Source organism: Alteromonas sp. MmMcT2-5 (assembly GCF_022348315.1).
GTDB lineage: Bacteria > Pseudomonadota > Gammaproteobacteria > Enterobacterales > Alteromonadaceae > Alteromonas > Alteromonas macleodii.
Window position 1 is genome coordinate 1 of the sequence record NZ_JAKRFB010000033.1, and the last position, 14844, is coordinate 14844.

The following is a 14844-nucleotide window of genomic DNA, read 5'->3' on the forward strand; positions in this document are numbered from 1 at the left end:
CTATTACGCCGCCAATCAGGTGGATCGATTACGGCACAAATGGGGTGGGTCCATTACGCCGCCAATGGAATGGATCCATAGCGGTGCCAATTAACAAGACTAGAGCAACAGAGAGAGATGGCGCAATGCCTTATCGATAACAAACGTTTTGAGGCGTTTAAGGAAAAGAAAGTTAAGAACCCTGAAACAGGTGAAATCACCATTCAGCGCAGACCCACCACCGTTCGACCGTGGTATTACGATAGTGACGAATACTACTATCTTGAAATAAAAGTAGGTAATAAACCTATTGAACTTCAAAAGGGTAAACCTGCGATAGATGTTGGCGATAAAGCCAAGCTACCTGAGATTATCGATACCATTATTCAGGCGATTGAAAAAGGTGAGCTTGATAGCGCTTTACTCAAACCAGCTGTTCCTAAAAAGGTGAGGCCAAAAGGTCAATAAAAGTAGAACCGCTGAAAGGGTGATAATCAGTATCGCCCTTTCTCTTTCCGTGGTTCAGCAGTCAAAGGCTAAATGGCAAACCATCACGCTTTGTTTCTACAAGCAACTTAACGCTGCCTATACAACTAAATTAGCTTTTTACGCGACTGGCTTCGACAAAAGGCCAACCTATTTCAAATTAACATCAAGGAACCAAATTATGCGCATTCACAGCGAAGGGCTAGCTTTGCCTGTTACCCACAAGTTTACTAACGCAATAACGGTTATGCTGAACGAAAAGGGCATTTTGGGTAATAGTGTAACTATTAACTTTCGTGACCCGACTTACTCAGCCGAGAATGGAGGTTTTCATCCTGTCGAAATTAGACTGGAACGGCAGAATAACACTTGGCGCCTGTGCTATATCACAGACTTCGCTTACGTCGGGAGTGGCCCCTATGCAGAGTTAGCAAAAGACCTCGACTTTGATTTCCAAGCAGGCGTATTTCAAAACCTTTTCGGCGTTTTTCCTATCGAACAGGCAACCGATATGTATCAGATATGGGAAGGTAATTTTCTGCATTACTGGATTGAGTTGGAAGCGTTTTCGATAAACATCTCAGAATAGACTAGGCACTTTTTTTAAAACTGTAAACAGATAAGGAGCATTGAAAAACAGTGAGGATAAATATTGTGTCGAGATGTGTTTCCAATCTCAATGTTACCAGTAAGAAAGCGGCCTATTCTGTCTTTGTGGGTCGAGAGCCAGGAGTGTACGAAACGTGGAAAGAAGCTGAAGCTCAAGTCAAAGGTTACAGCGGAAACCGTTATAAAGGTTTTCCGTCACTATTAGAGGCAAGGCGTGCCTATAGATGCTTTCTCAAGGAGGCTAAGGTAGTGACTGAATCAGAAAACAAACCCCAAAAAGTTAAAAAGACAAAGCCGGGTGTTATTACCGGCGTTGACGTTCCACCTTGGAATTTGGACTAGCTAGAACGTCAAGTGCATGGAGCTGTACAGATAACCTCTGTCGTTCCATGCCGTCTATATTACAACCGCTCGGTTATTCGGTAGATAATGAGTTTATGAGCGATAGTCCAAAATGATGGACGAGAAATAGAGGTAAACCTGCCAAAATGAAGATGATTTCTGACGTTTGTACCTTTCTTTTCTGTGATAATAATATCGACAGTTGACTGGTAAGTGTTTCATGCTCTTCGTTCGTTATAAGACAAGCTTTTTTATGATTTATACACGCTAATTGTATCCAGTCAGAATGAGTTATCTTTCTCGCATCACTTAACTCTTTTGTTCCCTCTTCAGCTGAAAGGCGTTTGTATATTTTGCCTCTACAGCTACTTACGCTAATTTGGCTCGATAAAAATGATTCTGGAGTTTTTACATGCCTTGTAGCTTCGACCATAGGATAGTTGATGAAAGCGTATCCTAAATCAGTCTCATCTGAATAAAGATTAATGAATGTCTCTAGCGTTTCAAAGGAAAATTTATCATCATTGTATTCAAGATCGAAGAACAAATAAATTTCTGTGAATTTATGTCGAGATATGCCAGCTAAGGCCTCCTGATTCTTTGGTTGGGTTTTCGACTCCCGTAATAACTCAACCACGTCTAGATCAGGGTCCTCCAAAAGCTCTTCGGAAAGCTCGTAAACATCATTTCCAAAAACACAGACGCAAACCGCAGTTTCGTCTTGATCGAAAAAAGCTTTTTTCAGACTTTGATAATAATTAAGCTCGGTTTTTTCTCCCTCAAAAATCAGTAAAACGTGTCTACTCAATCCTCATTCCTCTGTATATTTTCTCTATATTATGAGCTTTCCGTAGTTCCTTATGAACCAAGCTTGAGAAAGGAGCGATTTTGTTGTCGCTAACCTCGAAATAACAATCCGGCCTGAGAAGATCATTATCGAGTAGTGATAAATTATGAGTTGTTAAAACAGTCTGACATTCTAGTTCGCTGAGCTTGTTTACAATTTTTCTCGACAGCTCAAAATGATAAAAAGCGTCAAACTCATCAATAAACGCGAACTTTATTTTTTTGTCACACAACTGCAAGTACCAATAATAAAAAATACCCAAGGATAATGTTCCCGTACTGGCTATTCTCGAAAATTCTATTGTCTTGTTCCGATACTTAAAGACAATATATTGGTCGTCTGATGCTCCCTGTACGTCGAGATTGCAATTTACACCCACTTCATTCAAAAATTTTTCGAATTCTTGGACTTTTCCTTTTCCTATTATTTCGTCTGAAAGTTTACTTGAGCTAATCCGTTGCCCTTGATATTCAGTTCGATTGAGGCTTCGAAAGAACACCATGCCGCCTACAAATTCAATAAACTTATCAAAAATATAGTTAAGTCTAGTCTCATCTAGCACAGACATACTGAGATAACGAATGATGGAGATATCAGCTCTGGATATGTCAGTTTTCAGATTTTCACTACCATCTAAATCAAAGAAAGCTTTATGACCTTCGTCTCTGTTTATTTCCGCAACTAGTTGCTTGTCTATATGGAGTGATTCATACACAAGGCTCAAATCGTCAGTTTTCCCATAGCGATATACCACCTCATGTCCTTCGATCTCAAACTCATACTCAAAGTTTGCGTGTTGCTCATCCGTATCCGCATTGAGAAAGTTATCTTTCAATGTATTTATTTGCACGGTTGAATCAGGTATGACGTGTGAAACGATATCTAATATCGCTAAACCGACATTTGATTTCCCACTCCCGTTCTCACCATAGATGACACTATGGTTTACAGTGCCGTTTTTGAGAGCATGTGTATTAAATTCATACTTGTTAGTGCTTCGCAGATCGAATTCTAGTTTGTCTTTAAAATTCCTAAATCCTTGCACCGAAAAATAAGTAAGCATCGTAGTCTCCAATATTCTGTGTCAAGATAGCACAGCTTTATCGTGCCGTAAAAAAATTACGGTACAGTTTTTATCTTTTGAATTTTAGTTGTTTCATAAGTCGCCCTACGATATTTACTCTCCTTCTTGGCCTCAACAGAAGTAGAACTTGAAGAAAGGAAGAGGGAGTTTAAGCGCCGATTCATGAGCAGTTAAATATGTATCTGCTTTACAACCGTCTCAAAATGAACCACACTGTACTAAAGTATAGAAGCGTAAACAGGGACGATGCTCGATTCAATCAGCTTTGCTCAAAAACAGCGCCTTGCCTACATCGACTTTTGCCTGTTGTTCAAAGGTGCGATTTATCGCCAGGACTTAATTAATCGTTTTCAGATCGGTTTGTCGGCAGGTTCACGCGATTTCAATATTTACAAAGAGCTTGCGCCGGATAACCTGTCTTACGATTCGCGAGAAAAGCGTTACTTCCAGACACCTCAGTTTAAAAGTGTGTTTGAGCATGATGCAAGACGTACCTTAACCAAACTCGCAAATGACATATCCGATGGGGTTGATGCAATAGGTGATATCCATTTCCCAGTAGAAGCACCGTCTAGTCTAAATGTGCCAGATATTTTTATAGTTGCTCGTCTTGTTCAGGCTATTCTGAATAACAAAGCGGTTAGTGTTATCTACACGTCACTTTCTAGTGGTTCCAATGCCAGAGAGCTCGTTCCGCACTCGATAGTGGACAATGGCCTACGCTGGCACGTTCGTGCCTTTGATCGAAAGAGTCAAAGCTTCCGAGACTTCGTGTTAACGCGCATTAGCAAAGTAACACTAAAAGACACGCCGAATGAAGATGAAAGCACCCAAGCAGATACCGAATGGCAGCGCCTTATTCCGCTTCAACTCGTGCCACATCCAAAGAATGTAGAGCACCCCCACCGCGATAGAAATGGATTATGGCATGGCGAACAAGCAATTGCTTATCGAAGTGCGAGCGGCAATGGCTGGTTACCTGTTAAGACGGTGGAATGTGGACTGCACCGAGAGCGGAACGCTAAAAGGCGCGGAGTACCAACTTTGGTTACAAAACCGGTTTACGCTAAACAACGTGCAAAACTTAGCGATTGCGCCGGGGTATGAAGCTAAAGACAACGGAAGTGGTGGTGATCAGTGATCCTCCATTGCACCAAGAAGCTTTACGCCAAGTTGCCTGAAAAAGTGAAAGTGGCAGAACAAACTGCGAGTGCTATAGGCATTCAGGCGCAGTGGCTAAACTGGCATGCAAATCTAATCACCATCCAAAGAAGACAATGTGTGATCGCGGTGCATGATGCGACACGTTTCACGTTGTTTATTCCATGCCTGACCAAGAAAGACTTCGCAAACCTCGATTGGCATTTAAACGATGTGTTTATTAACACCTTGTTGAAAAGCGACATGCCGCCTGAGCTCGTTAATGCCGCTGCGACGAACTACCAACCACTTACGTTCGATACAAACTGTAATCGTTCGGTACAAGGTACGATGAATCAGGTAGCTCAAGAAATTGATTATGGATTGTATTACAAGAATACCTCGGTAGCGGATATCAGCCCGTACCGATATAGCGCAAATTTAAGCCACAGGCCTTGCGGCGTAAAAGGTCAGAAAGAATATATTTGGCCAGATAAAGAAATGGCTCAGTTACTACAAAAATTACCAAAGAAACTAGCCGATAGTGCAGCAAATACGAACCTGCATTAGTGGCGAATGGAATAAGAATATGGACACAATGAGTAAAACAACGAAAAAGTCATCAGCGAATAAGAAAGAAATCGTGTTTGAAGAAGCATTATGGGACGCGGCCAATAAGCTCCGTGGAAGCGTTGAATCAGCAGAATACAAGCATATAGTGCTCAGCCTTATTTTTCTCAAATTCATTAGTGACAAATTCGAAGCGCAGCGAGAAAAGCTTAAAGCGGAAAGCATGGGTGACTATGTCGACATGGTCGAGTTTTACACTAAGGATAATGTGTTCTATTTGCCTGAAGAAGCTCGCTGGTCGACAGTTCAAAAGCAAGCCAAGCAAGACGATATCGCAGTAAAGATTGATACTGCTTTGCATACCGTTGAGAAAACTAACCCATCGTTGAAAGGTGCATTGCCCGATAACTACTTTTCTCGCTTGTCGTTGGACGTAAGCAAACTCGCTGCGTTGATTGACACCATTAACAACATCAAAACCGTTGCCAATGAATGCGACATGAGTGAAGAAGACCTTGTTGGACGGGTATACGAATACTTCCTCGGGAAATTTGCCGCCAACGAAGGAAAAGGCGGTGGCGAGTTCTACACGCCCAAGTCTGTGGTTACGCTAATCAGTGATATGTTAGAGCCTTACAAAGGTAAGATTTACGACCCCTGTTGCGGCTCAGGCGGTATGTTTGTGCAGTCGTTGAAGTTTATCGATAGCCACAAAGGCAATCGCAAAGATATCTCCATTTACGGTCAGGAATATACCAACACCACGTATAAACTGGCGAAGATGAACCTCGCGGTTCGGGGAATCTCTGCCAACCTCGGTGACATTGCCGCTGACACTTTCTTCAAAGACCAGCACCCAGACTTAAAAGCCGATTACATTATGGCGAATCCGCCGTTCAATCAAAAGCAGTGGCGTGCCGATAATGAGCTCACCGACGACCCACGTTGGGCTGGTTTCGAAGTGCCGCCAACAGGTAACGCTAACTATGCGTGGATCATGCTTATGATTTCCAAACTGAGTGAGCATGGCACGGCAGGCTTCGTGTTAGCGAATGGTTCAATGAGTTCTAGTACTAGTGGTGAAGGCGCTATTCGCCAGAAAATTATCGAAAACGACTTGGTCGATTGTATGATTGCGCTTCCCGGTCAGTTGTTTTACACCACACAAATTCCGGTCTGCTTGTGGTTTATCAGCAAAAATAAACGAGAAGACAAAGCGCGAGGCTACCGCAACCGCCAAGGCGAAACACTGTTTATCGATGCCCGGGAAATGGGCAGTATGATCAGCCGTGTGCACAAGGAACTGACTGCCGACGATATCGCCAAAATCGCAAACACTTACCACGCATGGCGGCAGGATAAGCAATTCATCGAACAGGCACTTGCCGAACAACTAGACGACACCCCGACACAAGAGCTTCTACAAGAGCATAAGCAGCTTAATGCTTATGAAGACGTTGCAGGTTTCTGTAAATCGGCAACCTTAGACGAAATCAAAGCCAACGATTATGTGTTAACGCCTGGTCGTTATGTTGGTGCCGCAGCTATCGAAGATGATGGAGTTCCGTTTGAAGTTAAGATGCGTGAATTAAGCCAAACCTTATTAAGTCAAATGGATGAATCGGAGCGACTAGATAATGCTATTCGTCAAAATTTAGCGGAGTTAGGTTATGGGGAATAGCAATATTGTAAGAATCGGAGATATTGCTGAAGTTTTCGATGGGCCTCACGCAACCCCAAAAAAGATTGATGTTGGACCTTTCTTTTTAAGTATTTCAAGCTTGGAGAATGGGCAACTTGATCTTTCCAAGTCAGCGCATATTAGTGATGAACAATTTGAAAAGTGGACTCGAAGAGTTACGCCTCGCGAAGGCGATGTTTTGTTTTCTTATGAGACCCGACTAGGAGAAGCCGCACTGATGCCGGGCGGCATCAAAGCATGTTTAGGTCGACGAATGGGGTTGTTGAGACCCAAGAGAAATAGAGTCTTACCTGAATACTTGCTTTATGCTTATTTATCTCCAGAGTTTCAGAAGCAAATTAAACGTAGAACAAATCATGGAGCAACGGTTGAACGAATTTCATTAAAAGAGTTGCCAGACTTCGAGATTAGAGTTCCTTCAATCGAAGAACAGCAAAAGGTAGTGCAGGTAATTAAGGCTTTCCCTCGAAAGCTTGAAGTAAACCAACAAACCAATCAAACCCTAGAACAAATGGCGCAGGCGCTGTTTAAAAGCTGGTTTGTCGATTTTGACCCAGTAGTGGATAACGCATTAGCGGCAGGCAACCCAATACCCGACGAGTTGGTCCATCGAGTCGAAGTTCGTAAAAAAGCCCATGCATTACCGGACTTTCAGCCTTTGCCAGAACATATCCGAAACCTATTTCCAAGCGAGTTTGAGCAAACAGGTGAGCCCAATGTTGGTATAAATGGATGGGTGCCTAAAGGGTGGAGTATGGCGCGACTTGGTGGTGTCATTTCAGTCAAAAGAGGAGGTTCCCCAAGGCCAATAAAAGACTATATTGTTTCAGATGGCCTACCCTGGACAAAGATTAGTGATGCTACTGGCAGTCATACACGATTTATAAAAAAGACTAAAGAGTTTATTAAGCCTGAAGGGTTATCAAAAACTACTCTATTACAAAAAGGCACTTTAATATTATCAAATAGCGCAACACCGGGGTTGCCTATGTTTTTAGATTTAGATGCCTGTGTGCATGATGGATGGTTACATTTCCCCGAAAAAAAACAACTATCTGACTTATTTTTGTTTCAGTTGTTTCAAGAGATTCGACCTCAACTTATTCAGCAAGGAAATGGCAGTGTATTCACGAATCTCAAAACGGATATTTTGAAGAATCATAAATTACCTCTGCCAACGTCAGATGTTATTGATGCGTTCGACAAAATTGTCGGTCCAATGCACATGAAACTCCATTCTTTAAGTAACTCTAATTCTTCTCTAGAGAATCTAAGAAATTATCTATTAGCCAAACTTATATCAGGCGAAATACAACTCGATTCTTCAGGAAGTAGTATCAACCAAGAGGCTGACGTACAAGGAGTGTAGCCATGCTGAATTTCACCGAAGCGCAACTGGAAGCGGCAATTATCGAGTTGCTAGAAGGGCACGGATATCCTTATGTGCCCGGCAACCAGATTTCGCGTGCGCCTACCGACATTGTTATCAGAGATGACTTGCGTGCGTTTTTAGCTAAACGGTATGCCGATGATGATATTACCAGCGGTGAAATTGACAGCATAATACGCCAAATTGAGCTTCTGCCTGCTAGTGACTTATACGAAAGCAATAAAACCTTTTGTAAATGGTTAAGTGATGGTTTTTTACTGAAACGAGAAGCGAGCAGCGAAGCAGGCAAAGCCTCCCAGAAGGACTTGTATATTCAGCTTATTGATTACGATAACGTGGTCGAATCACTGCTTCCTGCATTACTAAACGACAAACACGAAACGAGCATTATAGAACAAAACCGTCAACAAAAGGTCGCCGAGCAACAACCTGAATTTGAAATGATAGCCTCAGCCACCAAAGACAGTAATATCTATAAAATCGTTAACCAGCTTGAGATTGAAGGTGCAGAAGGCGAACTGCGCATACCTGACGGTATTCTTTATATCAACGGCTTACCTGTAGTGGTGTTTGAGTTTAAAAGTGCGATTCGTGGCGAGGAAGCAAGTATCCACGATGCTTATGTTCAGCTTACTACCCGATACCGCAGAGACATCCCCCAGTTGTTTATTTATAACGCGCTTTGCGTCATCAGCGACGGTGTAAATAACAAAATGGGTAGCTTGTTTGCGCCATACGACTTCTTTTATGCGTGGCGTAAGGTAACAGGCAACGAGTCAATTGAAAAAGACGGTATTAGTTCACTGCACACCATGTTGGAAGGGCTGTTTGATAAAGCACGTCTTCGCGATGTAATACGTAACTTTGTATTCTTTCCTGACACCTCCAAACATGAAGTGAAAATTGTCTGTCGCTATCCGCAGTATTACGCCGCCAGAAAGCTATACCAAAACATTAAAGACCACCGTAAGCCAATAGGCGACGGTAAAGGCGGTACTTACTTTGGGGCAACGGGATGCGGAAAAAGCTTCACCATGCAGTTTCTAACCCGCTTGTTGATGAAAAGTGTTGAATTTGAAAGTCCAACCATTGTGTTAATTACAGACAGAACAGACTTGGACGACCAGTTATCGCAACAATTTACCAATGCCAAAGGTTATATTGGCGATCAGTCTGTAGAGTCGGTAGAAAGCCGTTCTGATCTGCGTGCCAAACTGCAAGGCCGCAACAGCGGCGGTGTATTTTTAACCACAATCCACAAGTTCACTGAAGATACACAGCTCTTAACCGAACGTAGCAATGTGATTTGTATCTCAGACGAAGCGCACCGTAGTCAAACCAATCTCGACCAGAAACTACGTATCGTGGAAAAAGGCCCTAATGCAGGCGTGAAGCGTACTTTTGGTTTTGCCAAGTATTTGCATGACTCCCTACCTAATGCCACTTATGTGGGCTTTACAGGCACACCGGTCGACGCCACCTTGGATGTATTTGGTCAGGTCGTCGACAGCTACACCATGACAGAGTCTGTTAAAGACGAAATCACCGTGCGCATTGTGTATGAAGGCCGTGCCGCCAAAGTGGTATTGAACAACGCAAAATTAGAAGAGATTGAAGCCTATTATCAGCAATGCGCCGAAGACGGCAGTAACGAACACCAGATAGAGGAAAGTAAGAAGACTTCAGCGAATATGACCTCTATTCTGGGTGATCCTGACCGTATTGAGGCTCTGGCGAAAGACTTTGTGGCGCATTACGAGCAGCGACTCTCAGAAGGCTCAACCATTAAAGGCAAAGCTATTTTCGTGTGCGGTAGCCGTGAAATCGCTTGGCAGTTCTATCAATCACTGCGAGACATAAAGCCCGAATGGTTTGAAGTATTGGAGTGCGAAGCCGGTGCTACGCTCACAGAACAGGAGAAGAAAAAGGTTAAGCCCATGGAACGGGTAAAAATGGTAATGACCCGTGGTAAGGACGATCCTAAAGTACTGTGGGATTTACTCGGCACCAAGGACGACCGTAAAGAGCTTGATCGCCAATTCAAAAATGAAAAGTCCAATTTCAAAATCGCCATTGTGGTGGATATGTGGTTAACCGGTTTCGATGTGCCATTCCTAGACACGATTTACATCGACAAACCCATACAACGTCATAACCTGATCCAGACGATATCTCGTGTTAACCGCAAATACGAAGGCAAAGACAAGGGCTTAGTCGTTGATTACATCGGTATAAAAAGCCAGATGAATAAAGCCTTGGCCCAATATGCCAAGACAGATGAAACCAATTTTGAAGATATAGCCCAGTCTGTCGTGGTGGTGAAAGACCACCTAGACTTGCTCGCTAAGCTAACCCACGGCTTTGATGCCAGCGATTACTTCACTGGTAAACCTATTGCGCAGTTAAACTGCTTAAATAACGCCGCTGAATTCGTACTACAAACTAAAAAGCTCGAACATCGCTTCATGGCGTTGGTTAAGCGGTTAAAAGCAGCCTACGACGTCTGCTGTGGCAGTGAAAAGCTAAACCAGAAAGAACGAGACCTGATCCACTTTTATCTTGCAGTGCGTTCCATCGTGTACAAGTTAACCAAAGGCAATGCGCCAGATACCGCGCAGATGAATGCCAAAGTACGCGAAATGATCACCGAGGCATTAAAGGCTGATGGCGTTGAAGAAATCTTTAAGCTTGGACAGGGGCAGGACGGTATCGATATCTTCGACGATGATTACCTCGCTAAGATAGAAAAGATAAAGCTGCCCAATACCAAAATAAAGTTACTTCAGCAGATGTTGGCAAAAGCCTTGGGCGAGTTCAAAAAGGTCAATAAAACTAAAGCGTTTGATTTCTCAGAACGGTTTAAATCACTGGTCGAAAAATACAACGAACGCAAAGAAGAAGATGTGCTGGTGAGCAATGTACTGGAAGATTTTTCAGACGAAATCATCAACATGTACAACGACCTCAAAACCGAAATGAACTCCTTTGAAGACATGGGCATCAACTTCGAGGAAAAAGCGTTCTACGACATCCTGCTTGCCTTAGCGGCTAAATATGATTTCAACTATCCAGACGATAAATTATTGGAGCTAGCCAAGGCAGTAAAAGAAGTTGTGGACGACAAAGCCAAGTACACTGACTGGAGCCAGCGCGACGATATAAAAGCCGAGTTGAAAGTGGATTTAATCATTCTACTAGCCAAGCACGGCTACCCACCCGTTGACCGCGATGAAGTGTATAAGGAGATCTTCGAACAAGCGGAGAATTTTAAGAAGAATAGGGGACAGGTCTAAATAGTAAGACTTGTATAGTCTTGTTCGTTGTGGACTTGCATCACTATTACTGGGTAATTAAAGGATTTTTATGGCGAAGGAAAATACGAGTAGAGAGATAAGTAAAGGGTTTTACTGGTTACTAGGCTTGGTATTCGGTATTGCGCTGATATTTATGATCATTGTTTTTGGATTGTATTTCTTTACTTTTTCCGGCGAACTCGGCACTCAGGAGATGTTTGCACAGTTCGGAGATTTCATTGGCGGCTTGCTAAACCCGATTTTCTCCTTTCTGACTATAGTCCTACTCATTGGCTCATTGTTTTTGCAAAGGCAAGAACTGGGTAAAGTAGTTGAAGAGTTGGAGCTTACTAGAGGCGTCCATCAGTCTACAGTAAACATGAGTCTATATGAGCATTTACTTGAAGATTTTCAAAAAGAAGGTTCCGACACCAAAATGTCAGCCTTAAATTTCAAGGAATATTTGGATGAAAAGCTAACTCTAGACATTTCCCATAGCAATATCTACGAGATTGGAAACTTTACGCTATTTGAAATTATTTCCAATAATGGGCTTATGGATATTGCCAAGGAAAAAGGTTACTTAGCCTCTAGAGCATCAGCCACTGGTGACAATGTGACAGCATCCAGGGATTTTAAAGAAAAATTAGATTTACTTGACGCAAGTATAAAAACCATAGTTGAAAAACTTACCCAGGTAAGAGGTTTAGGATGCCCCAAATTGAGAGCAAGTGAGTTACTTGGGTTTTGTGAAGAGATTTTGGAGGACTACTACTATTCTAAGCATATCAACAAAATGGCTAAAACGAATCTGCTCAAGTACGCTCGTTTCAATGAGCTCTTGGCTGCGGTTGAAGACTACCCTGAGAATCCGATTCCTAAGGGTATAATCTCAACGTAAGTTGACTAAAAAAGCCTGACTAAATGCTAATAATATTAATATCTAAAAAACTAACTAAAACTTAGTCACTTACGCGAAAAAGGCTTGAACCATCAATTTTGGTCGCTTGACCATTTTCATAGCTGCCGAGATACTTACAGGGTAATGTTGTATTGTAAACTTCATCTTCATCAATACGATATAAAATCTGGCTAGAAAAATTATAAACGTATTCCCCATCAAATGTCCCTATGTGATTGCCTCTTGCATCATAAACTTGCTTATACATTCGTGCTCCTTTTTGACCCTAAAAATAAGCGAAACCTCGCGATTTAAGACTTTTTCTATATCGTCATAACGTCATTTAAAGTGTAAAAAACTAAATATTAGCTACTGTTAATAACCGTAACAACTATTAGCTTCTCAAACACAAAAAGTAGAAATAGACCAGTTTTAATGCCGCTTAAAGGCATCAAAATTCCTTATTTCTATCTCTTTGATTCTTAATTTTTGCTTTTGCTGTATTAGCATATAAGTCGGTCAGGGCTCCATACGTGTGCTTGAGTGTAAGACCAAGAAGCCCTAACTGGATCACTGTGATTGCACCCAGTAAAACATATAGAGTTCCTCTGAAATAACTTATAGCGGTCAATGACCATTGAAATAGTCCCAGAATTTCTTTTATGAATGGAATGCACAAGGATAGGGCAATGATTATTATGGAAATAATCATAGTACTTATAAACCCTGTAAGGGTTTTGGAGTCTTCAACAGCCTTTTTTAGTGCAGCTTCTCGCCCTGATGAGTCCGAATTCTTAGCAACTATTGCTGAACTTAATGCTCTTGGGTAAGTTATTGCTAACCATGCTCCAGTCACGCCGAAAATTATAGATGCGACAGTTCTTATGTTCTCAAAATATTTTTCTTGAACTGAATAGTCGATACTCTTTCCAGCTAAAAATAAGAGCACTGCGAATACAATCGAAATTAGTACTCCTGCAATAACCCCAATTTTCTTAGTCATTGCATTCACTTTTAAGCGACCTGTGATGAAGAGGTTACTTCTCTCAAAACAGGTAATAAAGAAATCAGCTCACTTCTTCTAGAGTTTATTGAAGCTTTAAGGTTCTCCATATCTAACAGCTGACCCGGAACTACCCATTCAACGTCGATATTTATTTTACTTTTCGCATATGACTTACTTAGCCATTCCTTTTCATCAGCACCGAAAGTATTGTTCTGAGGAAATTTAAATCCGACATCTTGCCAACTGCCGTTATCTACACCATTTTCGTAATCCGAAATTATTCGCGCTAGTTCAGATTCTGAAGGTCTGTAGTTTAACTCATATGATAAGGGAATCTCGTGTGGCATGGTGTTATCCTTACTAGTGATTCCCACCAGATTTAGTAGCTTATCGATAGTGCCATCGTGGCTAGCTTGCGATCTATCTAGACTTATTCGTCTTATAATGCCTCTTATTTGTTCTCTATTTTGTATAATTAAGTCCCGCTTTGCTGGGTTTTTATGAAGAGTTCTAGTAAAGCGGGGAACAAGGTTGGGGCTTGGACTATTTGTACCCTGTGCATAGCCCAGAAACGTATCATTTTGGTCAAACCTCACGTAGCGACTTTCGGTTTTAAGGAATGACTCGAGCCAGTATGAAAAGGGTTTCATCCCTGTGCGTGGAGTTCCAAAAGTAATTGTGGCTAATGAATTTTGGCTTGGAATAAACCAAAAATACGTTGCATACCCTGGTATTGATTGTGCTGGTAAATTCCCTTTGTGTAGAGCTCTTGCACTTAGATTGTCGACGGCAGTGGATGGGTCTAGTGCATAGACTGAATCGCCTGATTCATGAGTTTTATTCCACATCGCTCCAAAATAATCACCAGTTACGTTGTCATGCTTGATGCTAACTAGGTACGTTTCTAAGAACTCCATATCAAAATTGGGACTTACTTCATACGTGCATGTATTCTGAATAAGCCGCTGATCTGAGTTGGACCAATTGAAAATATTGTTTATTACTTCCGTAAAGGAGCCCATTTCAGGAGTTCTTGCTCGCTCTCTATATATTCCACAATGTTTTACTTTATGAAACCTAATACTTGCTTTCTCAACCACGATGAAACTCCCTTTCAATTTCTTGCTTGATTGTTTCAGATTTACCGATTTTTTCATAGTGCCAGCGAGCTGGCCTATCCGTTTACAATAACGATGAAGAGATACTTAATCAACGTATGTTCAAATCAATACGTTTGTTGTTTATCAAAAAATTGAAAAAGGCTTTTTATTATCTACATCCCCGTTTCTCATACCCGGAAGCCTACTCCCTGAATCATTCCTAAGCGAGTTCAACGTTGTTAGCTATAGCTTGTCTTCTCCTGAATTTAGGCTGGAGATTTTCTTTATCAAAACTAAAACCAGGTTAAGCATCTACAAACATCCCAGGCTTAACATGGATGAAAAGCTGATCGAATATTCCTGCACTGAAGTGCTATTACGTTCAAGCTCGTTCC

Annotated in this window: 12 protein-coding genes and 2 pseudogenes; 9 read left to right on the top strand and 5 right to left on the bottom strand. The window is 41.8% G+C overall.

Annotation, left to right across the window (positions count from 1 at the left end):
* Positions 1–90 precede the first annotated feature (90 nt).
* From MHN09_RS14060 to MHN09_RS14070, 3 genes and pseudogenes are all read left to right on the top strand, one after another.
* Positions 91–447: pseudogene (locus MHN09_RS14060) on the top strand (DUF6641 family protein); the annotation flags it as partial.
* A 199-nt stretch (positions 448–646) separates the two neighbouring features.
* Entirely contained in the window at positions 647–1054 is a 408-nt protein-coding gene (locus tag MHN09_RS14065; RefSeq protein WP_187447840.1) for a DUF2787 family protein, read from the top strand.
* A gap of 65 nt (positions 1055–1119) precedes the next feature.
* Positions 1120–1416, top strand: a complete 297-nt coding sequence (locus tag MHN09_RS14070) for an RNase H1/viroplasmin domain-containing protein (RefSeq protein ID WP_080986439.1) — start codon at positions 1120–1122, stop codon at positions 1414–1416.
* A gap of 73 nt (positions 1417–1489) precedes the next feature.
* Here the strand turns inward: MHN09_RS14070 and MHN09_RS14075 are convergent, their stop codons facing one another.
* Positions 1490–2224 carry a hypothetical protein gene (locus tag MHN09_RS14075; protein WP_049588284.1) on the bottom strand — a complete coding sequence of 245 codons (735 nt, stop codon included), beginning with the start codon at positions 2222–2224 and terminating at the stop codon, positions 1490–1492.
* Positions 2217–3326, bottom strand: coding sequence for an ATP-binding protein (locus MHN09_RS14080; RefSeq protein ID WP_049588282.1), 1110 nt, complete (start codon positions 3324–3326; stop codon positions 2217–2219). The genes MHN09_RS14075 and MHN09_RS14080 overlap by 8 nt, the downstream gene beginning before the upstream one ends.
* A 267-nt stretch (positions 3327–3593) precedes the next feature.
* Here MHN09_RS14080 and MHN09_RS14085 point away from each other — a divergent pair.
* From MHN09_RS14085 to MHN09_RS14110, 6 genes and pseudogenes are all read left to right on the top strand, one after another.
* Positions 3594–4488 (top strand): annotated as a pseudogene (locus MHN09_RS14085) (WYL domain-containing protein).
* Positions 4485–5057 (top strand): hypothetical protein, encoded by a 573-nt coding sequence (locus tag MHN09_RS14090; protein ID WP_239241150.1) that lies wholly within the window; start codon positions 4485–4487, stop codon positions 5055–5057. Before MHN09_RS14085 ends, MHN09_RS14090 begins: the two are co-directional and overlap by 4 nt.
* A 28-nt stretch (positions 5058–5085) precedes the next feature.
* Positions 5086–6738: a class I SAM-dependent DNA methyltransferase gene (locus MHN09_RS14095; RefSeq protein ID WP_239241173.1), complete on the top strand. Its 1653-nt coding sequence runs from the start codon at positions 5086–5088 to the stop codon at positions 6736–6738.
* Positions 6728–8128: a restriction endonuclease subunit S gene (locus MHN09_RS14100; RefSeq protein WP_239241152.1), complete on the top strand. Its 1401-nt coding sequence runs from the start codon at positions 6728–6730 to the stop codon at positions 8126–8128. Before MHN09_RS14095 ends, MHN09_RS14100 begins: the two co-directional genes overlap by 11 nt.
* 5 nt (positions 8129–8133) lie before the next feature.
* Positions 8134–11442, top strand: a complete 3309-nt coding sequence (locus MHN09_RS14105; protein ID WP_239241174.1) for an HsdR family type I site-specific deoxyribonuclease — start codon at positions 8134–8136, stop codon at positions 11440–11442.
* A gap of 70 nt (positions 11443–11512) precedes the next feature.
* On the top strand, positions 11513–12343 hold the full coding sequence (locus tag MHN09_RS14110; RefSeq protein ID WP_239241154.1) for a hypothetical protein: 831 nt from the start codon (positions 11513–11515) through the stop codon (positions 12341–12343).
* Positions 12344–12404: 61 nt separating this feature from the next.
* Here the strand turns inward: MHN09_RS14110 and MHN09_RS14115 are convergent, their stop codons facing one another.
* The 3 genes from MHN09_RS14115 to MHN09_RS14125 form a co-directional block, all read right to left on the bottom strand.
* A complete protein-coding gene (locus MHN09_RS14115; RefSeq protein ID WP_239241156.1) occupies positions 12405–12611 on the bottom strand; it encodes a hypothetical protein in 207 nt (68 codons plus the stop codon).
* Positions 12612–12794: 183 nt separating this feature from the next.
* A complete protein-coding gene (locus tag MHN09_RS14120) occupies positions 12795–13346 on the bottom strand; it encodes a hypothetical protein (RefSeq protein WP_239241158.1) in 552 nt (183 codons plus the stop codon).
* 11 nt (positions 13347–13357) lie between these two features.
* The gene (locus tag MHN09_RS14125; RefSeq protein ID WP_239241159.1) at positions 13358–14506 is read right to left on the bottom strand and encodes a hypothetical protein; all 1149 of its coding nucleotides are present in this window, start codon (positions 14504–14506) and stop codon (positions 13358–13360) included.
* Positions 14507–14844: the final 338 nt, after the last annotated feature.

Bases quoted from the DNA above. Each gene is read 5' to 3' on its own strand.
- MHN09_RS14065 (WP_187447840.1), top strand. From the start codon at position 647: ATGCGCATTCACAGCGAAGGGCTAGCTTTGCCTGTTACCCACAAGTTT.
- MHN09_RS14080 (WP_049588282.1), bottom strand. From the start codon at position 3,326: ATGCTTACTTATTTTTCGGTGCAAGGATTTAGGAATTTTAAAGACAAA.
- MHN09_RS14095 (WP_239241173.1), top strand. From the start codon at position 5,086: ATGAGTAAAACAACGAAAAAGTCATCAGCGAATAAGAAAGAAATCGTG.
- MHN09_RS14100 (WP_239241152.1), top strand. From the start codon at position 6,728: ATGGGGAATAGCAATATTGTAAGAATCGGAGATATTGCTGAAGTTTTC.
- MHN09_RS14110 (WP_239241154.1), top strand. From the start codon at position 11,513: ATGGCGAAGGAAAATACGAGTAGAGAGATAAGTAAAGGGTTTTACTGG.
- MHN09_RS14115 (WP_239241156.1), bottom strand. From the start codon at position 12,611: ATGTATAAGCAAGTTTATGATGCAAGAGGCAATCACATAGGGACATTT.
- MHN09_RS14120 (WP_239241158.1), bottom strand. From the start codon at position 13,346: ATGACTAAGAAAATTGGGGTTATTGCAGGAGTACTAATTTCGATTGTA.
- MHN09_RS14125 (WP_239241159.1), bottom strand. From the start codon at position 14,506: ATGAAAAAATCGGTAAATCTGAAACAATCAAGCAAGAAATTGAAAGGG.